18 protein-coding genes are annotated in these 22,818 nt (G+C 66.2%); 9 read left to right on the forward strand and 9 right to left on the reverse strand.

Going from position 1 to position 22,818, the window contains the following annotated elements; genetic code table 11:
• Positions 1 to 48: 48 nt before the first annotated feature.
• The 3 genes from ASE89_RS14085 to ASE89_RS14095 all read left to right on the forward strand — a co-directional run bounded on the left by ASE89_RS14085 (position 49) and on the right by ASE89_RS14095 (position 2,483).
• The gene (locus ASE89_RS14085; RefSeq protein WP_031440087.1) at positions 49 to 372 is read left to right on the forward strand and encodes a hypothetical protein; all 324 of its coding nucleotides are present in this window, start codon (positions 49 to 51) and stop codon (positions 370 to 372) included.
• Positions 373 to 406: 34 nt separating this feature from the next.
• Positions 407 to 1,072: a response regulator transcription factor gene (locus ASE89_RS14090; protein ID WP_031393490.1), complete on the forward strand. Its 666-nt coding sequence runs from the start codon at positions 407 to 409 to the stop codon at positions 1,070 to 1,072.
• A 100-nt stretch (positions 1,073 to 1,172) separates the two neighbouring features.
• Positions 1,173 to 2,483, forward strand: a complete 1,311-nt coding sequence (locus tag ASE89_RS14095; protein ID WP_031440086.1) for a sensor histidine kinase — start codon at positions 1,173 to 1,175, stop codon at positions 2,481 to 2,483.
• Here ASE89_RS14095 and ASE89_RS14100 read toward each other — a convergent pair whose 3' ends face one another.
• Positions 2,484 to 3,482: an LLM class flavin-dependent oxidoreductase gene (locus ASE89_RS14100; protein ID WP_056678975.1), complete on the reverse strand. Its 999-nt coding sequence runs from the start codon at positions 3,480 to 3,482 to the stop codon at positions 2,484 to 2,486.
• Between the two features lie 124 nt (positions 3,483 to 3,606).
• On the opposite strand from ASE89_RS14100, the gene ASE89_RS14105 reads away from it, so the two are divergent.
• From ASE89_RS14105 to ASE89_RS14115, 3 genes are read left to right on the forward strand one after another with little or no spacing between them, the layout of a single operon-like run.
• Positions 3,607 to 4,272 (forward strand): pyrimidine 5'-nucleotidase, encoded by a 666-nt coding sequence (locus ASE89_RS14105; protein ID WP_056678978.1) that lies wholly within the window; start codon positions 3,607 to 3,609, stop codon positions 4,270 to 4,272.
• On the forward strand, positions 4,269 to 5,090 hold the full coding sequence (gene dapD / locus ASE89_RS14110; protein ID WP_056678981.1) for a 2,3,4,5-tetrahydropyridine-2,6-dicarboxylate N-succinyltransferase: 822 nt from the start codon (positions 4,269 to 4,271) through the stop codon (positions 5,088 to 5,090). The genes ASE89_RS14105 and dapD overlap by 4 nt, the downstream gene beginning before the upstream one ends.
• A 10-nt stretch (positions 5,091 to 5,100) precedes the next feature.
• The gene (locus tag ASE89_RS14115) at positions 5,101 to 5,811 is read left to right on the forward strand and encodes a CPBP family intramembrane glutamic endopeptidase (protein WP_056678983.1); all 711 of its coding nucleotides are present in this window, start codon (positions 5,101 to 5,103) and stop codon (positions 5,809 to 5,811) included.
• Here ASE89_RS14115 and ASE89_RS14120 read toward each other — a convergent pair.
• From ASE89_RS14120 to ASE89_RS14140, 5 genes are all read right to left on the reverse strand, one after another.
• Positions 5,808 to 6,584, reverse strand: coding sequence for an ABC transporter permease (locus ASE89_RS14120; RefSeq protein ID WP_056678986.1), 777 nt, complete (start codon positions 6,582 to 6,584; stop codon positions 5,808 to 5,810). The two genes, ASE89_RS14115 and ASE89_RS14120, sit on opposite strands and share 4 nt — an antisense overlap.
• Positions 6,581 to 7,510 carry an ABC transporter ATP-binding protein gene (locus ASE89_RS14125; RefSeq protein WP_056678989.1) on the reverse strand — a complete coding sequence of 310 codons (930 nt, stop codon included), beginning with the start codon at positions 7,508 to 7,510 and terminating at the stop codon, positions 6,581 to 6,583. The genes ASE89_RS14120 and ASE89_RS14125 overlap by 4 nt, the downstream gene beginning before the upstream one ends.
• Positions 7,511 to 7,679: 169 nt before the next feature.
• Positions 7,680 to 8,390: a DsbA family protein gene (locus ASE89_RS14130; protein ID WP_082451560.1), complete on the reverse strand. Its 711-nt coding sequence runs from the start codon at positions 8,388 to 8,390 to the stop codon at positions 7,680 to 7,682.
• A complete protein-coding gene (locus tag ASE89_RS14135; protein ID WP_056678993.1) occupies positions 8,387 to 9,742 on the reverse strand; it encodes a M48 family metalloprotease in 1,356 nt (451 codons plus the stop codon). Before ASE89_RS14135 ends, ASE89_RS14130 begins: the two co-directional genes overlap by 4 nt.
• 198 nt (positions 9,743 to 9,940) lie before the next feature.
• Entirely contained in the window at positions 9,941 to 12,889 is a 2,949-nt protein-coding gene (locus ASE89_RS14140) for an Rne/Rng family ribonuclease (protein WP_056678997.1), read from the reverse strand.
• A 567-nt stretch (positions 12,890 to 13,456) separates the two neighbouring features.
• Between ASE89_RS14140 and ASE89_RS14145 the strand changes: the two genes are divergently transcribed.
• Both ASE89_RS14145 and ASE89_RS14150 read left to right on the forward strand, forming a co-directional pair.
• Positions 13,457 to 14,698: an N-acetylmuramoyl-L-alanine amidase family protein gene (locus ASE89_RS14145; protein WP_056679000.1), complete on the forward strand. Its 1,242-nt coding sequence runs from the start codon at positions 13,457 to 13,459 to the stop codon at positions 14,696 to 14,698.
• Positions 14,699 to 14,835: 137 nt separating this feature from the next.
• Complete coding sequence (locus ASE89_RS14150; RefSeq protein ID WP_056679003.1) at positions 14,836 to 16,809, forward strand: OPT family oligopeptide transporter; 1,974 nt, start codon at positions 14,836 to 14,838, stop codon at positions 16,807 to 16,809.
• A gap of 221 nt (positions 16,810 to 17,030) precedes the next feature.
• Here ASE89_RS14150 and ASE89_RS14155 read toward each other — a convergent pair whose 3' ends face one another.
• The 3 genes from ASE89_RS14155 to queF form a co-directional block, all read right to left on the reverse strand.
• Positions 17,031 to 18,314 carry a glycoside hydrolase family 130 protein gene (locus tag ASE89_RS14155; protein WP_056679006.1) on the reverse strand — a complete coding sequence of 428 codons (1,284 nt, stop codon included), beginning with the start codon at positions 18,312 to 18,314 and terminating at the stop codon, positions 17,031 to 17,033.
• Between the two features lie 52 nt (positions 18,315 to 18,366).
• The gene (locus ASE89_RS14160) at positions 18,367 to 20,637 is read right to left on the reverse strand and encodes a glycosyltransferase family 4 protein (RefSeq protein WP_056679009.1); all 2,271 of its coding nucleotides are present in this window, start codon (positions 20,635 to 20,637) and stop codon (positions 18,367 to 18,369) included.
• 152 nt (positions 20,638 to 20,789) lie between these two features.
• Positions 20,790 to 21,248 (reverse strand): preQ(1) synthase, encoded by a 459-nt coding sequence (gene queF / locus ASE89_RS14165; RefSeq protein WP_037527914.1) that lies wholly within the window; start codon positions 21,246 to 21,248, stop codon positions 20,790 to 20,792.
• Between the two features lie 20 nt (positions 21,249 to 21,268).
• On the opposite strand from queF, the gene ASE89_RS14170 reads away from it, so the two are divergent.
• The gene (locus ASE89_RS14170; RefSeq protein ID WP_056679012.1) at positions 21,269 to 22,807 is read left to right on the forward strand and encodes a cryptochrome/photolyase family protein; all 1,539 of its coding nucleotides are present in this window, start codon (positions 21,269 to 21,271) and stop codon (positions 22,805 to 22,807) included.
• The last annotated feature ends 11 nt before the right edge of the window (positions 22,808 to 22,818 follow it).

A 22,818-nucleotide genomic window follows, 5' to 3' on the forward strand; every position in this document is an offset into this window, starting at 1 on the left:
TCGCCCTCATTCACAGGCTGTTCAATGCGCCGGGCCTATGCCACCTCCATGAAGATGCTGCTGTTCCTGACAACTCTTGCTGCTTTCCCGATGCTGACGCCGTTGGCGGCGGGCGTTGCGGTGGCGCAGGCTCCCGATCAGCGACATGGCGACCAGCGTTCCGCCTTCGAAGCGCGCAGGACCGGCCGGTCGCTGTCGCTGCGCGAGATCGAGGCGCGGGTGATGCCGATGATGCAGGGCGCGCAGTATCTTGGCTTCGACTATGATGCGGGCAGCGGCATTTACACGCTGAAGTTCCTGCGCAATGGCAATGTGATCTGGGTCGACGTCGATGGCCGGACTGGCCAGATCATCGGCCGCACCGGCCAGTAGCCTGGCCGCGAGCAATTCAAGCGAGAGGATTATCATGCGCGTTCTGATCGTCGAGGACGAGCCGAATCTCGGGGCTCAGCTCAAGAATACCCTCGAGGGCGCCGGCTATGCGATCGACCTCGCAGTCGATGGCGAGGAGGGGCATTTCCTGGGTTCGACCGAGAATTACGATGCCGTCGTGCTCGACCTCGGCTTGCCCGAGATCGACGGCCTCACCGTGCTCGACCGCTGGCGCAAGGAGGGCAAGGTCATGCCCGTCCTCGTGCTGACCGCGCGCGACAGCTGGTCGGACAAGGTCGCCGGGCTCGATGCCGGTGCCGACGACTATGTGGCAAAGCCGTTCCAGAGCGAGGAGCTGATTGCGCGCCTGCGGGCGCTGATCCGCCGTGCGAGTGGCAACGCCTCGTCCGAGCTGACCGCCGGTGACATCCGCCTCGATACGCGCAGCGGCAAGGTGACGCGTGCGGGCGAGCCGGTGAAGCTGACCGCGCAGGAATATAAGCTGCTGAGCTATCTGTTGCATCACAAGGGCAAGGTCGTCAGCCGCACCGAATTGATCGAGCATATCTACGACCAGGATTTCGATCGCGATTCGAACACGATCGAGGTGTTCGTGACGCGTATCCGCAAGAAGCTGGGTCAGGACGTGATCACGACGATCCGCGGGCTTGGCTACAGCCTCGAAGATCCCGACGCCTGACCGACATGATTGCGCCGGACGCCTGATGAACACGCCCCCGCTGGCTGCCGACCTGCCGCTTCACGTGCAGGCCCGGGCGAAGGGATCGCTGTCGGGACGCATGATCCTGATCGCCGCGGTGTGGATCACGGTGCTGTTGGGGGCGGGCGGGTTCGCGCTCGACCGTGTCCTGTCGAGCGCGGTGACGCGCAATTTCGACGACCAGCTGGAGTATGTCCTCCGCTCGCTGCTGAGCTCGTCCGAGATCGGGCCCGAGGGCGAAGTAATCTTCACCCGCGAGGCCGCCGCCGACCAGCGGTTCCTCGAGCCCGGTTCCGGCCTGTACTGGCAGGTATCGGGCCGGGGGCGCGAGGATTTCCCATCACGCTCGCTCTGGGACCGACGGCTGGCGTTCGGGTCGTCGCATGACGATCTGAACGTGCATTTCTACGACAGCAAACAGTTTCGCGACGAATCGCTGCGGGTCGTCGAACGCGACGTCGTCCTGCCCGGATCGAAGATCCACTGGCGCTTCCAGGTCGCGCAGGCTCGCGAAGGGCTCGATGCGCAGATCACGACGCTACGGCGCACGCTGGTTCGCAGCTTCGCGCTGCTTGGTCTCGGCCTGATCATCATGGCCGCGATGCAGACGTTCTACGGGCTCTGGCCGCTGCGCCGTGTTCGCGAGGAGATTGCACGGATGCGCGCGGGCCAGTCCAACCGGGTGGGTAGTGCGATGCCGATCGAGGTCGCGCCGATGGTCGAGGAACTGAACGCGCTGATCGAGCATAACGAACGTCAGGCCGAGGAGGCGCGGCGGCATGCGGGCAATCTCGCGCATGCGCTGAAGACCCCGCTGACCGTGATCATGAACGCCGCGACCGCGCAATCGGACGATCTGGCCGATACCGTCATTCGTGAAGCGCGGACGATGCGGCGCCAGGTCGATCATCACCTTGCCCGAGCCCGTGCGGTCGGCCGGCGCGGTTCGGCGCATAGTCGCGCCGATGTCTGGCCTAGCCTCGAATCGGTCGAACGTGCGGTCGCCCGTCTGTATCGGCACGTCCGCATCGACATTACCGGCGACAAGACGCTCAAGGTTCATGTCGAACGCCAGGATCTCGACGAGATGCTCGGCAACCTGATCGAGAACGCCGCGAAATATGGCGGTGGCAGCGTCTTCGTGACGGTCGGCGCGCAGGCCGGGTTCGTCGAGTTCCTGGTCGAAGACGACGGCGTCGGGATTCCCGAGGAACAGCGTGTCCGCATCTTCGACCGCGGGGTGCGGCTCGATACGGGCAAGCCGGGTACGGGTCTCGGGCTCGCTATCGTCCGCGACGTCGCCGAGATCTACGAGGGCACGGTCGGGCTCGAGGAGAGTGAGGACCTCGGCGGACTCATGGTCCGCCTGAGACTGCCCGCCGCGAGCTGATCAGGCCGCGATCTTCAACTCCTGCATCACGTCGGCGGTGATCGACAGGCTTCGCTTGCGCGCTTCGTGGTCGAAGATCGCACTCGTCACCATCACCTCGTCGACGCCGGTACGCTCGACGAACGCAGCGATCCCGCGCGCGACCTTGGCCGGGCTGCCGACGGCCGAGCATTGCAGGACATGGTCGAGAATCTGATTGCCCTGCGCGCCGAGCGACTCGCGATAGCCCGCGACCGGCGGCGGCAACTGACGCGGATTACCGGTGCGCAGCGCGACGAACGACTGTTGCTGCGAACTGGCGAGCAGCTCGGCCTCGGCATCGGTATCCGCGGCAAAGACATTGAAGCCCGCCATGACGTGCGGCTTTGCTAGCCGCGCCGATGGGCGGAAATCGCGACGATAGATGGCGAGCGCCGCATCGAGCGCATCGGGCGCAAAATGTGACGCAAAGGCATAGGGCAGGCCGAGTGCGGCGGCGAGCTGCGCGCCGAAGGTGCTGGAGCCGAGAATCCACATCTCGACATCTGCGCCCGCGCCCGGCGTCGCGACGATGCCGGTCTGGCCGTCATTGGCGAAATAGCTCTGCAGCTCCATCACGTCCTGCGGGAAAGCGTTCGCGTCGGTTTCGAGCGTGCGGCGCATCGCGCGGGCCACCCTCTGGTCCGAGCCGGGCGCGCGGCCGAGACCCAGGTCGATCCGGCCGGGGAACAGCGCGTCGAGCGTCCCGAACTGCTCGGCGATCACCAGCGGGGCGTGGTTCGGGAGCATGATCCCGCCCGATCCGACGCGGATCGTATTGGTCGCGGCGGCGATATGCGCGATCACGACCGCAGTGGCGGCGGAGGCGATACCGGTCATGCCGTGATGTTCGGCAACCCAGTAACGCTGGAATCCGACGCTCTCGGCATGGCGTGCGAGATCGGCCGCATTGGCGAGCGACTGTGAAACGGTGCCGCCTTCGACGACGGGGACGAGATCGAGCAGGGAATAGCGTGTCATGCATCGGATATAGGTACCGAGCGGTAGCTTATCCAGTGTCCGCCAAATTTGCTGCGTAGCGCTCTGCTCGATCCCACCGCGCCGGCTTGTCCCTGCGCGCGGCGATGCCTAGAGGTTCGCTCCGATGCTTGCCCGACTTGACCATGTCCGCAACTGGATCTTCGATCTGGACAACACGCTCTATCCGGCGAGCGCCGATCTGTTTTCGCAGGTCGACGCACGGATGACCGGGTTCATCCAGGACCTGCTCGGGCTCGAGCATGACGAGGCGCGGCGCGTGCAGAAGGGCTATTTCCACAATCACGGCACGACGCTGTCGGGGTTGATGACCGAGCATCAGGTCGATCCGCACGCGTTCCTCGCGCATGTCCATGACATCGAGATGGACGTGCTGGAACATGACGCGCCGCTGGTCGCGGCGATCGCCAAGCTGCCCGGGCGCAAGCTGATCTTCACCAACGGCGACACGCCCTATGCGCTGAAGATCCTCGATCGTCTCGGGCTTGGCGCGAGTTTCGAGGCGATCCACGACATTCATGCGATGGACCTGATGCCCAAGCCGCATGCATCGGCCTATGCAGGCTTTTGTACCGCGTTCGACATTGACCCCGCGCAATCGCTGTTCGTCGACGACATGGTCCGCAATCTGCTGCCCGCCAAGGCGATCGGCATGACGACGGTGTGGGTCGACAACGGGTCCGAACAGTCGCCGGGCGCGGAACGCGACCATATCGATTTCACCATCCCGGTGCTCGCGCCGTGGCTGGAAACCATCCTGGAGACATCATGAGCAGCCTGCAGACGATCATCGACGCCGCCTGGGACGACCGGGCAAATCTCGGTCTGGAGACGAAGGGCGAGATCCGCGATGCGGTCGACAGCGCGCTGGCGATGCTCGATGCGGGTACCGCGCGGGTCGCGGAGCCCGCCGGCGACGGGTGGCAGGTCAATCAGTGGCTGAAGAAAGCCGTGCTGCTGTCGTTCCGCCTCAACGACAATGTCGTGATCGACGGCGGATCGGGCGGCGCACCCGCGTTCGACAAGGTGCCGTCGAAGTTCGCGGGCTGGGGTGAGGCGGAGTTCCGCGCGGCCGGCATGCGCGTCGTTCCCGGCGCGGTCGCGCGCCGCGGCAGCTTCATCGCCAAGGGCGCGATCCTGATGCCGAGCTTCGTCAATATCGGCGCCTATGTCGGTGAGGGCACGATGGTCGACGCCTGGGCGACCGTCGGATCCTGCGCGCAGATCGGCAAGAACGTCCATCTGTCGGGCGGTGCCGGCATCGGCGGCGTGCTCGAGCCACTTCAGGCCGACCCCGTGATCATCGGCGACGGCGCATTCATCGGCGCGCGTGCCGAGGTCGCCGAGGGCGTCCGCGTCGGCGAGGGCGCGGTGCTGTCGATGGGCGTGTATCTGGGCGCGTCAACGAAGATCATCGACCGCGCGACCGGCGAAGTCTTCAAGGGCGAAGTGCCGCCCTATGCGGTCGTCGTGCCGGGTTCGATAGGCGGCGGGGACGGCAAGCCCGCGCTCTACTGCGCCGTGATCGTCAAGCGCGTCGACGCGCAGACGCGGTCGAAGACGAGCATCAACGACCTGTTGCGCGACTAATCCGGCCGCGGTGATCGTCGCGCAGACACTGCTCGCGATCGTCGCCGTCTACGTATTGGCGATCCTGTGGCGGGGGCGGACGTTTCGCGTTCGCCTGCCGACACGACCGGGCCGTAGCCCCGCAAGGCGGATGACGGCCTGGGCGGTCGGGTTGGCGGTGTCGTTCGGCCTGCCCGCGCTGATCGGCCTCGTACTGCTCGGCCAAAATCCGCTCGCGGCGGCGCAGCCGGCGGCAATCGCGCTGGTGCCGGACGACTGGCCGCGCCTGCCGATCGCGCCACTGATCCTCGGCATGACGCTCGGCACGCTCGCGAACGCGGCGATCACGCATGCCTTGTGGCGCCGCGGCCGCCGCGCGTTCCAGATCGGCACCTTCCCCGATGTCCTGCCGAAGACGCGGGAGGACATTCTCCCGGCCATCGCCCTCGCGATCAGTGCCGGGATCAGCGAAGAGCTGTTCTTCCGCCTGTTCCTCCCGCTGCTGATCGCGCTGGTGTCCGGAAGCGCGCTGGCCGGGACAATCATCGCCGCCTTATGCTTTGGCGGGGTGCACCGCTATCAGGGATGGCGCGGCGTCGTCGCGACGACGCTGTCGGGCGTGGCGCTCTCCGTGCTCTACGGCCTGACGAACAGCGTGTGGATGGCGATCGCGTTTCACATCGCGATCGACATCAACGCGCTGGTCGTGCGGCCGATGGCGCGCGGGGCGTGGCGCGCCTAGTTCTTCATCCGCCAGCCGGTCTTGAAGATCAACGCGATCACGACGAGGCAGGCGACGAGGAACGCCGCGGTCACCGCGAGGCTGATGCCGACCGCGACGTCGCCTTGCCCGAAGAAGCTCCAGCGAAACCCGCTGATCAGATAGACGACCGGGTTGGCCAGGCTGAGCGTGCGCCAGGGCTGGGGCAGCATGTCGATCGAGTAGAAGGCGCCGCCGAGAAACGTCAGTGGCGTGATCAGCAGCGCGGGGACGAAGTTCAGCTGTTCGAAGCCGTTCGCCCAGACGCCGATGATGAAGCCGAATAGGCTGAACGCGACCGCCGTCAGGATCAGGAAGGCGAACATCGCGAACGGATGCGCGATATGCAGCGGCACGAAGCAGGCGGCGGTCGCCAGGATGATCAGGCCGATGATCACCGACTTGGTGGTCGCCGCCCCGACATAGCCGATCACCATCTCCATCGCGGACACGGGTGCGGAGAGCAGTTCGTAGATCGTGCCGGTGAATTTGGGGAAGTAGATCCCGATCGATGCATTCGCGATGCTCTGCGTCAGCAGCGACAGCATGATGAGGCCGGGGACGATGAAGCTGCCATAGCCGACGCCATCGACCTCCTGCATCCGGCTGCCGATCGCGCCGCCGAAGACGATGAAATAGAGCGACGTCGTGAGGACGGGGGTGACGAGGCTCTGCCACAGCGTGCGCAAGGCCCGCGCCATTTCGAAGCGATAGATCGCCCAGACGCCGTGCCAGTTGAGGAAGGGGGTGTTCATGCGCGCTCTCCGACGAGATCGACGAAGATGTCCTCGAGGCTCGACTTGCTGGTTTCGAGATCCTTGAAGCCGATGCCGAGTTCGGCGAGCTTGCGCAGGAGCGAGGGGATGCCGGTATGGTCCGCCTGTGCGTCGAACACATAGCGCAGGCGCTTGCCCTCGTCCTGCAGCGACACGTCCCATTCGGCGAGCTCGGGCGGGATCGCGGTCATCGGCTCCTGCAACGCCAGATCGAGTTCGCGCTTGCCCAGCTGTTTCATCAGCGATGCCTTGTCGTCGACGAGCAGCAGTCTGCCCTTGTTGATCACGCCGACGCGGTCGGCCATTTCTTCGGCCTCCTCGATATAATGCGTGGTCAGGATGATCGTCGTGCCGCCCTCACGCAGGCGGTGGACGAGCGTCCACATGTCGCGGCGCAGCGCGACGTCGACGCCCGCGGTGGGTTCGTCGAGGAACAGGATCTCGGGCTCGTGGCTCAGCGCCTTGGCGATCAGGACGCGGCGCTTCATCCCGCCCGACAATTCCATGATCTTCGCATGGCGCTTGTCCCAGAGCGACAGGTCGCGCAACACCTGTTCGATATAGGCGCTGTGGCCCGAGCGACCGAACAGGCGGCGGCTGAAGGTGACGGTGGCGAGCACCGTCTCGAACATGTCGACGTTCAGCTCCTGCGGAACCAGACCGATGCGGCTGCGCGCCTGCTTATAGTCATGGATCGCATCGAAGCCCGCGACGGTAATCGTTCCTGCGCTGGGCGTGACGATCCCGCAGATGATGCTGATCAGCGTGGTCTTGCCCGCCCCATTGGGCCCGAGCAGCGCGAAGATCTCGCCCTTGCGGATGTCCAGATCGACGGGGTGGAGTGCGGTGGTACCGCTTTTGTAGGTCTTCGTGACGCCCGCAACGGACAGGATCGGCTCGGTCATTGGGGCCCCTTTTAAGTGAAGGGAAGATGGGGGCGATGGGGTGTGAAAGTAAGGCCTGACGCGACCCCATCGTCATCCCCGCGGAGGCGGGGATCCATAGACTCGGACGTTCGCCGATATGGGTCCCCGCCTCCGCGGGGATGACGAAATGGGGGTTTGCGAAGTCGGCTTATCCGGCGCGGGCGGCGGCGACCGCCTTTTGCAGGTCCTCGAGCGGCAGTGCGCCGGACAGGATGCGGTCGCCGACCACCCAGCTCGGCGTGCCCGTCATGCCGAGCTTGGCCGCGGTTTCCATGTTCTTGCCGATCTCGGCATCGGCGGTCTTGGTGAAGCCGGCCTGATTGATGTCGACCCCGGCCTTCGCCGCTGCAGCCGCGATCGTCGCGTCGCTGACCTGGCCGCCGGCGTAGAGCGCGTCGTGGAACGCCGCGAACTTGCCCTGTTGGGCGGCCGCGAGGCTCGCGCGGGCAGCGACGCGGCTTTCCGCGCTGAGGATCGGCAATTCGCGGAAGACGACGCGGACCTTGGGGTCTGCGGCGATCAGCTTTGCGATCATCGGCAGGCTCGCGCGGCAATACCCGCAATTATAATCGAAATATTCGACGAGCGTGACGTCGCCCTTGGGGTTGCCCGCCCAGGCGCTGCCGAACGGCGTGACGATCGCGTCGCGATTGGCGGCGACCGTCTTGCCCGATTCACGGTCGCGCAGCTTCTCCATCGCTTCGGGCAGGATCTCGGGATGCGCGAGCATGTAATCGTGGACGATCGCCTCGACCTGCGCACGCTCGACGCCACCGCCCTGGCGATCATAGCCCCAAACCGCGAATCCGCCCAGGACCGCCCCGACCGCCGCGATGGCGGGCAACATCATCTTGTTCATCGGCGCCGCTTATACTGCTTGGGATTGTCGTCCATCTCGTTCTGCGCGGCCATTGCGATATCCTGCGCGCGGATCCAGTCGGGGGTGTTGGCGGGAATGTTGGCGAGCGCATATTGCGCGCTGGCCGATGCGGTCCGCATGTCGCCGCCCATGCTCGCGCGCTCGGCGGTGGCGAGCGCCGCACGCGCGGTATCGCCGGTCAGTTCGTAGACGGTGCCGAGCTGCATCCAGGCGAACGGGTTCTGATCGTCGCGGCCGACCGCCGTGCGCAGGACCTTCGTCGCCTCGGGATAATTCGCCTTGTCCTCGGTCGCGATCAGCGCGTGGCCGAACGTCGTGGCGATCAGCGGGTTGTTGCGCGAACCCTCGGTCGCCTCGCGCAACGGGACGAGCGACTCGACCGGCCTGCCCGCTTCGAGCAGGATCTGGCCCTTGATCTCGAGGAAATAGGGATCGTCGGGCTTGGCCTTCACCAGCGCGTTCGCCTCGGCATCCGCTTTGTCGGGATATCCCGATTTATGATAGGCATAGGCCCGGGCGTAGTGCGCGTAGATCGACTGGTCGCTCGGCGGATAGCTTTGCAGCGTGCGCGGCGCGGGCAGGACATACCCGGCAAGCTTGGCCTTCACGCGGCGGAAGCGTTCCTCAAGCGCAGCATCGGGCTTGTTCGCCCATGCGGGTGACGCCTGGAGATCCGCGGTCAGCGCCGAGACGCGCTCGCCCGACAGCGGATGCGACTGCATGAACGGGTCGATATTGGCGGTGCCGAAGCGATATTCCTGCTGCTGCAGCTTCTTGAAAAAGCTCAGCATGCCGCGACCGGTGACGTTCGCTTCCCGCAGATATTTGGCGCCGCTTGCATCCGCGGTGGATTCCTGCGTGCGGCTGAACGCCAGGTAGTTGCCCATTGCCGCCTGCTGCCCGGCGGCCATGATCCCCGCGCCCGCCTCGCCGCTGCCCGCCGCCATCGCTGCCAAGCCGAGCACCATCGACAACAGGTACATGCCCATGGCGGGTTTGGTACCGCGATCGGAGAGCACGACATGGCCGTCGGCGATGTGGCCAAGCTCGTGCGCGATCACGCCCTGAACTTCGTTCGCATTGTCCGCCGCCTGGAGCAGGCCCGAATGGACATAGACGGTCTGGCCGCCCGCGACGAACGCGTTGATCGAATCGTCGTTGATCAGCACGACCTTGACGTCGCGCGGCGACAGGCCCGCCGCGGTGATCAACGGGCCGGACATTTCGGCGAACATCGTTTCGGTTTCCGCATCGCGGAGGATCGACTGCGCCTGCGCGGGTTGCGCCCAGAGCAGGAGGGTGGCGGTCAGGGCCGCGACGAAGCGCTTCATATCGCGCAGTATCGTCGATCGGCGGCGGGGGAGCAATGGCGGGGACGATGAGGTGCGCGGCGCCGACGCCCGATGGTGAGCCACAGAACGTCGCGTGACCCAAGACGCCGATCGCGGGAGGCAATTGGTCCGAGCGCGCCGACATGAAAACGGGCGCGACCTTTCGATCGCGCCCGTCTCAACGGCTATGCTCCGGCGTCAGCCGAAGGTGCGCTGCCACCAGCCGCGGCGCGGCGCGCCATCGGGGTCGTCGTTCGTGCCCGGCGCGTCGGCATCCTGCGGCTGGACCTCGACCTGCGGCGGCGTGGTCTCGACCGGCGCGGCGAGCACCTCGCTGGTCGGCGCGGCGTCGCCGGCCTCGATCACCGCGGCCTTGCGCGGCCGACCACGCGGCTTGGCGACCTTGGCAGGGGCCTCCTCGACGGCTGCGGGCTCGACCGCCGTATCGCTCGCCTTGCGACGGGCGCGCTTGGGCTTCGGCGCGGACGCCTCCAGCGTCTCGGCCGGCGTGGCGCCGACCTCGTCCATCGTCGCATCGGCAACCGCCTCGCGACGACGCCGTGCAGGCTTGCGCGCCGGCTCTGCCGCGACCGGATCGGGAGCGGCCTGTTCCTGCGGCTCGGGCGTGACGGGCACTTCGGATACGACCGGTTCTGGTGCCATGGTCGTCTCGTCGGCCGTCTCGACCGGACGCGGCTTGCGACCCCGACGCGACTTGGGCGCCGTTTCGGCGACCGGGTCAGCGTTGATCGTCGCGGCGGCCGCACGGGCGCGCGGGCGACGACGCATCTTGGGAGCCTCGGCGACCGGCGCGGACGGCGCCTCCTCGAACACCGACTCGGCCTCGGACGTCTCGACCGGCGCAAATGCCTCCGGCTCGGGCGCCTCGGCGATCAGTGCCGCGGTGTCGACGCTGCTGACGGCAATCGACTCGCCCGTCTCGGCGCCGGTCTGCTCGCCGCCCTGCTCGTTGCGCCGACCACCGCGACGTCCGCGACGTCCGCGACGACGACGGCCTTCGCCTTCGACGCCGTTGGCCTGTTCGGCCGGAGTCGTACCCTCGATCTCCTCGCCACCGCCGACTTCGACGATCTCGCCAACGCCTTCGTCGATTTCCTCGACATTGGTGTCGACGTCCTCGAACGTGCCATCCTCGTTCGTACCACCGACGGCGCCGTCCTCACCCGGGCGTGCCCGGCCCCGACGACCGCGGCGGCGACGGCGCTTCTTGCCGCCCTCGCCATCGGCATCGCGGCCCTCACGTGGTGCGGTCTGCTCACGACCGCCTTCGCGGCCCCCCTCGCGACGACGCGGCTGTTCGGCCTCGTCCTCCTCGACCTCGTCCTCCTCGATCTCGTCCTCGATCTCCTCGGGAAGATCGTCCTCGTCCTCTTCGATGATCTGGACGAATTTCGGCGGATGCGCGGGCGGCGGGCCACTGGCCTCGACCGTCATGTGCGCGCCTTCCTCGTCCTGGCCGGGGATGATCTCGACGATCACGCCGTAGCGATCCTCGATCTCGGCGATGTCGGCACGCTTGCGGTTGAGGATGTAGACGGCCGCTTCCTGGCTCGCGCGCAGCGTCAGCAGCGAGCCGCGACCGCGGGCGGCCTCGTCCTCGATAAGGCGGAGCGCGGAAATGCCCGACGACGATGCGGTGCGGACGAGCCCGGTGCCCTCACAATGCGGACAGGCGCGGGTCGATGCTTCGAGCACGCCGGTGCGCAGCCGCTGGCGGCTCATTTCCATGAGGCCGAACGACGAGATGCGGCCGATCTGGATGCGCGCACGATCGTTCTTCAGCGCCTCCTTCATCGCCTTCTCGACCTTACGGACATTGGAATTGTTATCCATGTCGATGAAGTCGATGACGACGAGCCCGGCCATGTCGCGCAGGCGCAGCTGGCGGCCGATTTCCTGTGCGGCCTCGAGGTTGGTCGCGGTCGCGGTCTGCTCGATGCTGTGTTCGCGCGTCGAGCGGCCCGAGTTGATGTCGATCGAAACAAGCGCCTCGGTCGGGTTGATGACCAGATAGCCGCCCGACTTCAGCTGGACGACCGGATGGTACATCGCCGACAGCTGATCCTCGACGCCTGCGCGCTGGAACAGCGGCACGGGGTCGGCATAATGCTTGATGCGCCGGGCGTGCGTGGGCATCAGCAGGCGCATGAACTCGCGCGCCTGCCGATAGCCGTCCTCGCCCTCAACGATGACCTCTTCGATTTCCTTGTTGTAGATGTCGCGGATCGCGCGCTTGATCAGGTCGCTGTCGCCGTAGACGAGCGCGGGTGCCGACGCCTTGAGCGTGGCTTCGCGGATCCCGTCCCACAGGCGGGCGAGGTAATCGAAGTCGCGCTTGATCTCGACCTTGCTGCGCTGCAGCCCGGCGGTGCGGACGATGCAACCCATCGACGGCGGCAGCTGCATGTCGGCCATGATCGACTTCAGGCGCTTGCGATCGCCCGCGTTGCTGATCTTGCGCGAGATGCCGCCGCCGTGGCTGGTATTGGGCATCAGCACGCAGTAGCGGCCGGCCAGCGACAGGTACGTGGTCAGGGCTGCGCCCTTGTTGCCGCGCTCTTCCTTGACGACCTGGACGAGCAGCACCTGACGGCGATGGATCACGTCCTGGATCTTGTAGCGGCGGCGCAGGTTCATGCGACGCTCGCGCAGATCCTCGACCGCGGCCTCGTCGCCGTTCGGCTTGCGCTTGCGACGCGGGGCCTCGCCGGTCTCTTCGCCGCCTTCGAGCTCGTCGGCGACATCGGGATCTACCCCGCCATCGTCCTCGAAGCGCTCGATATCGTCCTCGTCGTCACCCTCTTCGTCGTCCGCGTCATAGTCGGCGCGCAGGGCGGCCTCCTCGGCGGCATGCTCGGCCTCTTCGCGGAGGAGCGCGTCGCGGTCTTCCTTGGGGATCTGGTAGTAATCGGGATGGATCTCGCTGAACGCGAGGAAGCCGTGGCGATTGCCGCCGTAATCGATGAACGCCGCCTGGAGCGACGGCTCGACCCGCGTGACCTTGGCGAGGTAGATATTGCCCTTGAGCTGCTTGCGCTCGGCGCTTTCGAAATCGAATTCCTCGATCCGGTTACCCTTGACGACGGCGATCCGGGTTTCTTCCCGGTGGCGTGCGTCGATCAGCATACGCGTTGTCATAATAGATTCTCCGCGCGCGCGCCGGGCCTGATGGCAGCCGTCGCGCGCTTGATGGTGGTGCGGTCGGACACGGACGCCCGGACTCGCGGAAGGTATGCGAAACTGCCTCTGCTCGACGCGCATGCCGCGGGAACTCACCCTGCGGCGCCCGCACGACCGCGATCCCGTCGGCGAAGGCCGATCGGTGAGCGGGGCGGGGGGAATGCGTCATTCGAGCGTCAACCTGAAATTGCCGCGCCGTCGAGGATCCGAAGGCGGGCGTTGAGACCGGCGCGTCGCTGGCAAACTCTAGCGACGCACGGGTGCACGGCAGGACTAGCACCGCATTGCAGATCCCGCAACTGGCCCGCCGCGGGGCCGTCCGAAGCCTTGAAACCCGGCATTTTCACACGCTGTATTTCCGCGCAGCGATCTGTCCGGCAGCCGCGCCGGCAGCCACGGATATGGGAAAACCAAGGCAAACAGGCTATTAACCCTGCTCCGCAAGATCCTCTTGCGGGGGCGTGGCGTAGGCGTCTCGTTTCGGTCGGGCTCGACCGATCCAGGGAGTGTAGAATGGCTTTTCGCTGGACCGGCGGCGCGGTCGCACGGCATGGACGCAGGATGGTTGCGATCATCGCCCTGCTGCTCGGCTGGCTGTCCGGCGTTCCGGCGCTGGCGGCGACCGTACAGAGCATCGCGATCGGCAGAACGCAGATCGTGATCCGCTTCGATGCACCGGTCGGCAGCGGCGCGAGCCAGATCCTGACCGGCCGACGGCAGATCGCGGTCGATATCGCGAACGCGACGCCCGGCGGACCCGTGAGGCCGGGCGGCGTCGTGACCCGCATCACGCAGCGCCGGCACGGCGGCTCCGGGCTGCGAATGCTGTTCGACCTGTCCGAGCCGGTGATCGTGGCCGATGGCGGGTTCGATTCGCAGGGACGCGAACTGACGCTGGCCTTGCGCCGCGTCGACGATGCGACGTTCGCGCAGGCCAGTATCGCCGGTCCGCTGAATTTCTTCCCGTTCAATTTCGCCGCACGACCGGCGCCGCGGTACAAGGTATCGATCCCGGTGCCGCCGCGCGCACGCGGGATCGCACTGCCGCGGGTCGAGGGCGACGATATGCGTCCGCTGGTGGTGATCGACGCCGGGCATGGCGGGGTCGATCCCGGCGCGATCGGCCCTGACGGGCTGCGCGAAAAGGACGTGACCCTCAAGGTCGCCAAGGCGATCCGTGACGCGCTGCTCGCTTCTGGTCGGGTGCGCGTCGCGCTCACGCGGAGCGACGACCGGTTCCTCGTGCTGCGCGAGCGGTACGGCGTCGCACGGCGGTTGAAGGGGGACCTGTTCATATCGGTCCACTGCGACAGTACCGGATCCGAAGGCGCGAGCGGCGCGACTGCCTATACGCTGTCCGAGGTGGCGTCCGACAAGGAGGCGGCGCGGCTAGCCGCGCGCGAGAACAAGGCGGATGTGATCTCCGGGGTGAATCTGGGCGAGGCGCCTGCCGACGTGTCGTCGATCCTGATCGACCTGACGCAGCGCGAGACGATGAACGCGTCGGCCACGTTCGCGCGGTTGCTAGGACGCGAGGCCAAGCCGTTGATGCCGCTCAAGCCGAACTTCCACCGCATGGCGTCGCTGATGGTGCTCAAGGCGCCCGACATGCCCTCGATCCTGTTCGAGACGGGCTATATTTCGAACCCGCAGGACGCGGCGTTTCTCGACAGCGACGAGGGGCGGCAGCGGATTGCGGAGAGCGTGACGCGCGCGGTCACGGTGCATTTCGCGCGGCGGATGGTAGCGCGCTGATCCGGCCGGTTGCGCTCACGGCAAGAGCGCGGCATCCTGACGGCTAGGACCCCGGCGGAGGCCGAGGCCCGGTTGGAGGACGTTCCGACTGGGCTTCGGCCTCCGCCGGGGCACGTGTTTCTGGTTAGGACGATCTGATGACCGACGCGACGCGGGGCGTATCCGAGACCGGGCCCGAGACGAGCATGCGCGAGCTTACCTTTCGCGGGGTCGTGCTTGGCGCGATCATTACGCTGCTGTTCACCGCAGCGAACGTCTATCTGGGTTTGAAGATCGGGCTGACCTTCGCGACGTCGATCCCCGCCGCGGTGATCTCGATGGCCGTGCTGCGGCTGTTCAAGGATTCGACGATCCTCGAGAACAACATCGTCCAGACGATCGCGTCCGCGGCGGGCACGCTGGCGGCGATCATCTTCGTGCTGCCCGGCCTCGTCATGATCGGCTGGTGGCAGGGGTTTCCGTTCTTCACCACAGCGGCGATCACGATGTTCGGCGGCGTGCTCGGCGTGCTGTTCTCGGTCCCGCTGCGCCGTGCGCTCGTCGTCGACACGGTGCTGCCCTATCCGGAGGGCCGCGCCGCCGCCGAAGTGCTGAAGGTCGGCGCGGGCAGCCGTGAGGGCGGCGAGGAGAGCGCACGCGGGCTTGGCATCATCGTCGTCAACGCGCTGGTGTCGGCCGGGTTCGCGATCCTGACGCAGACCAAATTGGTCGCTGCCGAGGCCGCGACGTGGTTCCGCGTCGGCGCAGGTGCGACCGGAATTTCGGGCGGGCTGTCGTTCGCGCTGCTGGGTGCGGGGCATCTGGTCGGCATTTCGGTCGGGATGGCAATGTTTACGGGCGTGGTGATCGGCTGGTGGATCCTGCTGCCGATCCTGACCTCGGCGGGGAGCGTGACCGGGACCGCGGAGGTGATCGCGACGACCGTGTTCCGGTCGGACGTGCGGTTCTTCGGTGCGGGCGTGATCGGCGTCGCGGCGATCTGGACCTTGCTCAAGATCGCAGGACCCGTGGTCGGCGGCGTGCGATCGGCGCTGGCGGCGTCGGCAGCCAAGCGCGGCGGCGAAGTGCTGGCACTCGAGGAGCGCGACATCCCGATCGGGATCGTCGGGATCGCGTCGCTGGCGATGCTCGTCCCGATCGGGATCCTGCTGTGGACGGTCCTCCAGGGCGGGCCGCTCGAGGCGTCGGCGATCGGGCTGATCGCAGGGAGTCTCGCGTTCATCCTGGTCATCGGCCTCGTGATCGCGGCGGTGTGCGGGTACATGGCGGGGCTGATCGGCGCGTCGAACTCTCCTGTGTCGGGCATCGGCATCCTCGCCATCCTCGCCGCATCGATCCTGCTCGTGTCGTGGTTCGGTCGGGCGGTCGAGCCGGGGACGACGCAGGCGCTGGTCGCCTACGGCCTGATCGTGACGGGCGTGGTGTTCGGCATCGCGACGATCTCGAACGACAATCTCCAGGATCTGAAGACCGGGCAGCTGGTCGGTGCGACGCCATGGAAGCAGCAGGTCGCGCTGCTGATCGGCGTGGTGTTCGGGTCGATCGTCGTGCCACCGGTGCTCAACCTGCTCGGTAGCACGCTTGGCTTTGCGGGTGCGCCGGGGGCCGGGCCCAATGCGCTGGCGGCACCGCAGGCGGCGCTGATCTCCGCGCTCGCCAAGGGCGTGCTGGGGGGCAATCTCAACTGGGCGATGATCGGCTATGGCGCGATGACCGGTGTTGCGGTCATCGCGCTCGACGAACTGCTGGGCAAGGCGGGCAAGCTGCGGTTGCCGCCGCTGGGCGTCGGGCTGGGCGTGTATCTGCCGATGGCGGTGACGTTGCCGGTCACGATCGGCGCGGTGGTCGGCTATGCCTATGACCGCTGGGCAGACCGCGCGCGCGATCCCGAGCTCGCCAGGCGGATGGGCGTGCTGACCGCGACGGGGATGATCGTCGGCGAGTCGCTGTGGGGCGTGGGGTTTGCCGGGATCGTCTATCTCACCAACCAGGAGACGCCGCTGGCGCTGGTCGGGGAGGCGTTCGTGCCCATCGCGCTGGTAGGCGGGACCCTGCTGTTCGCGCTGCTGACCTGGGTGATGTACCGGCGGACGATGGCGGCATCGCGGTAGGAGGCTGGTTCCCCGCGAAGGCGGGGACCCAGGCAGGGCTCCCGCCTTCGCGGTAGCCCAGTGAGGGGAACGGCCTGCGTGGTTGAGCGCACTTCCCCGGCGAAGGCCGGGGCCCAGTTGGGGAGTCCGACGTTACGAAGCGCGGTCCGTCGTTATCTCCGTATCCCAACTGGGCCCCGGCCTTCGCCGGGGTGGAATCCTAAAGACGGAGCGGCCGGCCTTCACTCCATCGCGGCGAGCATTTCCGTGATCTTGACGAAGGCGAAGCCGATCGAGCTGTCCGCGATGCCGTAAGGCAGAAACAGCGCATCGCCGTGGCGCAGCGCGCCGCAGCTGTAGACGACGTTGGGGACATAGCCCTCGCGGTCCTGATCCTTGGCGGCGAGGATCGGCTGCTGCGTGCGGCCGATCACCTTGGACGGGTCGTCCTTGTCGAGCAGCACTGCACCGATCGAATATTTGCGCATCGCGCCGACGCCGTGCGTGAGCAGCAACCAGCCCTCGTCGAGTTCGATCGGCGGGCCGCAATTGCCGATCTGGACGAGCTCCCACGGATAGAGCGGCGTCAGGATCTTCTCGCCGTCGTCCCAGTCGGTCAGCGTGTCCGACTTCAGCAGGAACAGGTTCTCGCCGTCCTGCCGGCCGATCATCATATACTGGCCGTTCACCTTGCGCGGGAACAGCGCCATGCCCTTGTTACGCGCGGCGGGGCCAGTCATCGGGACGAGATCGAACGCGCGGAAATCGCGCGTCCGCATCAGTTCGGACTGGATGACCGAACCGTTATAGGCGGTGTAGGTGCCGATCCATTCATAGTCGCCATTGTCGTGCTGGAAGCGGACGATGCGTAGATCCTCCAGCCCCTTCGACTGCGCCTGCGTGATCGGGAAGATCACGGTGCCGCTCAGCGTGCTGTCGCGGTGGCGATAAACGGTGACGGGGCCCTGCGGCATCTCGTCTTCGCCGCTGCCGACCGCGTCGGTCGCGGTCGCGAAAGGCGGCTCGGGCGCTAGCTTCATCAGATTCTGGTCGGTGATGATGCCTTCGCGGAAGGCAACCGACGAGATGTGACCTTCGCCGACCGCGCGCATCGACATCAGGATGCGCAGGCTGCCCGGCGGCATGCCCGACTGGTCGAAATGCGGCACCGCGCTGGGGTTCATCAGCGCGGCGGCGGCATAGCTGTATTCATGACAGAAATAGGCGCCGATCAACTGGCGCTTCTCGTCGCCGATATCCGCGCCGTTGAGCCCGAGCATGTCCTCGATCTGGTCGTAGCGCGTCATGAACACGCGCCGCGTCTGCCAGTGCCGCGCCTCGAAATCCTTCAGCACCACCTCGAGCTGGATCCGCGCCTCCGCGCTCGTCATCTCGAGGACTTCGCCGACCAGTCGCTCGGTACGACTGGGTGCACCGGCATTGCCGGCCCAGGCGATATGAAAGGGCCGGACGACGACCCGTGACGGGTCGGCGTGCAACCGCAGCTGGTGGGTAAACAGGTCCATCGTGCTTATGCCTCGCGTGCCGTTCCACCTTGGGACGCCGACGCTAGCGAGGCTATGCGACGACGCGCGAGGCTCCTGCCACGCTTTGGGCTGCGTTTGATACCCCCGAAATCGCACAATTGGCCAATTGCAGCGCCAAAATCGACTCTGCACCCTGGTTACGGTTCAATCCCGTCGGCATCAATCCATCGAAACAGCCACCATCGGCAATGCTCGCGAGCGGCAGATTAAGGTCATTCCCGCCCAGGAACCAGCGATAGGCACGCTCGGCCTCGTCACGCCAGCGCAGGTCGCCGGTGGCCTCGAACGCCGCCATACAGGCATCGACGGTGGCCTGTGCCTCCAGCGGCTGCTGGTCGAACTGCAGCGGATCCTCATAGGAGCGTCCGAAGCTTTCCGTGCCAACCGCGCGGAAGCGACCCTCGGGCGAGGTCTGCTTGGCGACGATCCATTCGAGTGTCGCCAGACCGCAATCGATCAGGTCCTGGCGGCCGAGCGCCTGGCCCGCACGGATGAGCGCCTGTGGCAGGCGCGCATTGTCATAGGCTAGGACGATCTCGAACCACTGCCATTCGGGACGTCGCGTCTTCTCGAGCAGTGCCAGATGGACATCCGGGAACTTTGCCAGGATCGACAGCGAGAGCTGATGCCCGGGGCTCGCCTCGAGCATCGCCGCCGCGCCGAGCATCGCAAAGGCCTGGGCGCGCAGGCTGCCGAGCTCGAGCGCACAGGATGCGGTCGAGTCATACATCGCCGTCGCCCAGTCACGATGCTTGGCCAGCTGCGCATCGCGTGCGGTGATACCGAGCGCCCAGACGGTGCGCCCGTTCGAATCCTCGGACCCGACGTCCTCGCACCAGCTCCGGTCGAAGCTCATGAAGTTGCGGAAGCGACGCTCGTCGGGGTTCCAGGCATATTGCACGAACGACGCATAGATCGTCGTCCACTTGTCGCGCTGGACCTCATCCATGTCCGGCATCGCACTCATCAGCATGAGCGCACGGCAATTGTCGTCGATGCAATAGCCATGCCGGCGATCGGGGATCGAGTAGATCGAATGCTGAAGCATGCCCGTCGAATCACTCATCCGTTCGACGGCCGCGAAGTCAGGCGCAAGCGGCTTCAACGGGGGCGAAGGTTTTGCCAGACGAAAAGGGCGTGCCGCGACCACCGCGCGGATCTCTGCCATCGATGTTTCGGCAAGCTGTGGCCAGATCATCGTACGACCGCGCGCATAGGCGCGTTCGGCCAAGCGATGGCGGTCGCGATCACTCGACAGCAGCATGTCGATCTCGCGCGCGAAGGCAGCGACATCTCCGAACGGGACAAGGACGCCATGCCCATCGGCGAGGATCTCCGTCGCATGGACGTACGGGGTCGAGATGACGGGCTTGCCGACGCCGATGGCGTAGCTGAGCGTCCCCGAAGTGATCTGTGCCGGGTTGGTGTAGGGCGTCACATAGATATCGGCCGCCTGCAGATAGCTCAGCAACTCGTCATGTTCGACGAACGCGTCGATGAAGGCGACATTGCCCGCCACGCCACGGGCTTCGGTCAGCGCCTTGAGACGATCACGATATGCCTCGCCCTGATGCGCGACGAGATTGGGGTGCGTCGCGCCGAGCACGACGTAGAGGAGATTCGGATGGCGTTCGATGACCGCGGGCAGCGCCTCGATCACCGTTTCGATACCCTTGTTCGGCGCGAGCAGTCCGAAGGTCAGCACGACCTTGCGGCCTTCCCAGCCGAATTGCGCCTTCAGCGTGTCGGGTTCGACGAGGTCACGATCGGGCACGCCGTGCGGGATCATCACGATCTGCCGCGGGCTGGCGCCATAGACGCGCTGGAGGATATCGCGGCCACGCTCCGCCATCACGATGACGCGCGCGGCACGGCGCAACAGGCCCTCCATGACGCGGCGTTCGTCGGGATTGGGGCGTTCGAGGATCGTATGCAACGCAACGACGACCGGCAGCGTCGTGCGGTCGAGCAGCGCGAGCAGATAGTCCCCGGCCGGGCCACCATAGATGCCGTATTCGTGCTGAACCCAGATTGCCTGGGCGCCGCTCGCATCGATCTTGCGTGCGGCATCCAGATAGGCGGTCAAATCGGTTTCGGGGATCGTTCCAACGACTTCCGGCGGATACTCGTACAGGCCAGGATGATCATCCATCGCATAGACGTCGACCGCGACCTCGGGAAAGCGCGCCCGCATCGCCGTGAACACATCCGTCGTATATGTCGCGATACCGCACCGCCTCGGCAAAAAATTGCCAATGAGTGCCAGCCGCGTGATCTTGGTCCCGTCCGCCGGTAACGCCATACCCTGTCCTTTGTCTGAGCGCGCATAACGGGCTAACCCGACATCGCGCTCACCCCCAACGGCTGACAAGGTATGAAAGTTGCATTAATATTGCACTGCAACACACGCTTTGATGTTAAACTTTATCAACGTCGCCGCATGCGGCGACGGCGTCAGCCACGCCCACGATACGGGGCGACGCCCTGATCGGGCAGCCAGAGATCTGCGGGGGGTGCGGACGACTGCCAAAAGACGTCGATCGGGATCCCGCCGCGCGGATACCAATAGCCGCCGATCCGCAGCCAGACCGGCTTCATCTCGTCGAACAGCCGCTCGCCTATGCCTACCGTGCAGTCCTCGTGGAAGCCGGCATGGTTGCGAAAGCTGCCGAGAAACAGCTTGAGCGACTTGGATTCGACGATCGTCTCGCCGGGGACATAATCGATGACGAGATGCGCGAAGTCGGGCTGGCCGGTAACCGGGCAGAGCGAGGTGAATTCGGGCACCGCGAACCGCACCAGATAGGTCCGGCCGACGCGCGGGTTGGGCACGTAATCGAGCACGGCCTCTTCGGGCGAGGCGGGGAGGGCGCTGTTCTGGCCCAGATATAACGGGTTTGTAGGAGCGGTCATGGTCCGCCATGTAGGATGCGATGCGCTCCAAGAAAACCACGCTCGTGCCGATCCTCGGCGACCAGCTCTCGCTGCAGATCGCCTCGCTCAACGGGGCCGACCCGGCGGCGACGATCGTGCTGATGATGGAGGTCGCCGACGAGACGACCTATGTCCGCCATCATCGCCGCAAGATCGCCTATATCCTGTCGGCGATGCGGCATCACGCCGAGGCACTGCGCGAGGCGGGCTGGACCGTCGACTACGTCACGCTAGACGATCCGGAGTCGACCGGCAGCTTCACCGGCGAGGTCGCGCGCGCGATCGGGCGGCATGATCCGGCGCGAATCATCGTCACCGAAGCGGGCGAGTGGCGCGTTGCGGGGATGCTGGACGCGTGGGAAACGCTGTTCGGCCTGCCGGTCGAGATCCGCGCCGACGACCGTTTCCTCGCCAGCCATGCCGAGTTCGAGGCCTGGGCGGAGGGGCGCAAGCAGTTGCGGATGGAGTATTTCTACCGCGAGATGCGCCGCCGCACCGGGTTGCTGATGGATGGCGAGAAGCCCGAGGGGGGCGAGTGGAATTACGATGCGGAGAACCGCAAGCCCGCCAAGGCCGACCTGCTGATGCCGCGCCCGCTCTCCTTTGCCCCCGATGCGATCACGACCGAGGTGCTCGCGATGGTCGCGGCGCGGTTCGGCGAGCATCCAGGCAGCCTCGATGCCTTCGACTTCGCGACGACCCGCGACGATGCGCTGAAACAGCAGCGGCATTTCCTGAAGCACGCGCTGCCGCGGTTCGGGGATTATCAGGACGCGATGCTGACCGACCAGCCGTTCCTGTGGCACGCGGTGCTGTCGCCCTATATCAACTCCGGACTGCTCGATCCGGTCGAGCTGTGCCGCGCGGTCGAGGCGGAATATGCGGCGGGGCGCGTGCCGCTCAACTGCGCCGAAGGGTTCATCCGCCAGATCATCGGCTGGCGCGAATATATGCGCGGCATCTACTGGCGCGAGGGGCCGGATTATGTCGAGCGCAACTTCCTGGATGCGAGGCGAGACCTGCCGGGCTTCTACTGGACCGGCGAGACCGACATGCACTGCCTGTCGCAGGCGATCGGGCAGACGCTCGACCATGCCTATGCGCATCACATCCAGCGGCTGATGGTGACGGGTAATTTCGCGCTGCTGATCGGCGCGGACCCCAAACAGGTCCATGAATGGTATCTGGAGGTCTATGCCGATGCGTATGAATGGGTCGAGCTGCCCAATACGCTGGGGATGAGCCAGTTCGCGGATGGCGGGTTGCTGGGGTCGAAGCCCTATGCGGCGTCGGGGGCGTATATCAACCGGATGTCGGATTATTGCGGGCATTGCCGCTATGACGTGAAGCAGCGCGTCGGCCCCGACGCCTGCCCGTTCAACGCGCTCTACTGGGATTTCCTGGTGCGCAACGCGGAGAAGCTTGATCGCAACCCGCGACTGGCGATGCCGTATCGCAACTGGGCGAAGATGAAACCGGCGGACCAAGACGCGACGCTGGCGCAGGCAAAGGAATTTCTGGCGCGGCTCGACGGCTGAGCGCTACATTC

Source organism: Sphingomonas sp. Leaf30 (assembly GCF_001422525.1).
Classification (GTDB): Bacteria; Pseudomonadota; Alphaproteobacteria; order Sphingomonadales; family Sphingomonadaceae; genus Sphingomonas; species Sphingomonas aerolata.

Coding starts and splice junctions, on each gene's coding strand:
- ASE89_RS14140 (WP_056678997.1), bottom strand. CDS start 12,889: ATGCTGATCGACGCACGCCACCGGGAAGAAACCCGGATCGCCGTCGTC.
- queF (WP_037527914.1), bottom strand. CDS start 21,248: ATGACCGCTCCTACAAACCCGTTATATCTGGGCCAGAACAGCGCCCTC.
- ASE89_RS14155 (WP_056679006.1), bottom strand. CDS start 18,314: ATGGACCTGTTTACCCACCAGCTGCGGTTGCACGCCGACCCGTCACGG.
- ASE89_RS14085 (WP_031440087.1), top strand. CDS start 49: ATGAAGATGCTGCTGTTCCTGACAACTCTTGCTGCTTTCCCGATGCTG.
- ASE89_RS14130 (WP_082451560.1), bottom strand. CDS start 8,390: ATGAACAAGATGATGTTGCCCGCCATCGCGGCGGTCGGGGCGGTCCTG.
- ASE89_RS14160 (WP_056679009.1), bottom strand. CDS start 20,637: ATGGCGTTACCGGCGGACGGGACCAAGATCACGCGGCTGGCACTCATT.
- ASE89_RS14125 (WP_056678989.1), bottom strand. CDS start 7,510: ATGACCGAGCCGATCCTGTCCGTTGCGGGCGTCACGAAGACCTACAAA.
- ASE89_RS14100 (WP_056678975.1), bottom strand. CDS start 3,482: ATGACACGCTATTCCCTGCTCGATCTCGTCCCCGTCGTCGAAGGCGGC.
- ASE89_RS14105 (WP_056678978.1), top strand. CDS start 3,607: ATGCTTGCCCGACTTGACCATGTCCGCAACTGGATCTTCGATCTGGAC.
- ASE89_RS14135 (WP_056678993.1), bottom strand. CDS start 9,742: ATGAAGCGCTTCGTCGCGGCCCTGACCGCCACCCTCCTGCTCTGGGCG.
- ASE89_RS14170 (WP_056679012.1), top strand. CDS start 21,269: ATGCGCTCCAAGAAAACCACGCTCGTGCCGATCCTCGGCGACCAGCTC.
- ASE89_RS14090 (WP_031393490.1), top strand. CDS start 407: ATGCGCGTTCTGATCGTCGAGGACGAGCCGAATCTCGGGGCTCAGCTC.
- ASE89_RS14150 (WP_056679003.1), top strand. CDS start 14,836: ATGACCGACGCGACGCGGGGCGTATCCGAGACCGGGCCCGAGACGAGC.
- ASE89_RS14145 (WP_056679000.1), top strand. CDS start 13,457: ATGGCTTTTCGCTGGACCGGCGGCGCGGTCGCACGGCATGGACGCAGG.
- ASE89_RS14095 (WP_031440086.1), top strand. CDS start 1,173: ATGATCCTGATCGCCGCGGTGTGGATCACGGTGCTGTTGGGGGCGGGC.
- dapD (WP_056678981.1), top strand. CDS start 4,269: ATGAGCAGCCTGCAGACGATCATCGACGCCGCCTGGGACGACCGGGCA.
- ASE89_RS14120 (WP_056678986.1), bottom strand. CDS start 6,584: ATGAACACCCCCTTCCTCAACTGGCACGGCGTCTGGGCGATCTATCGC.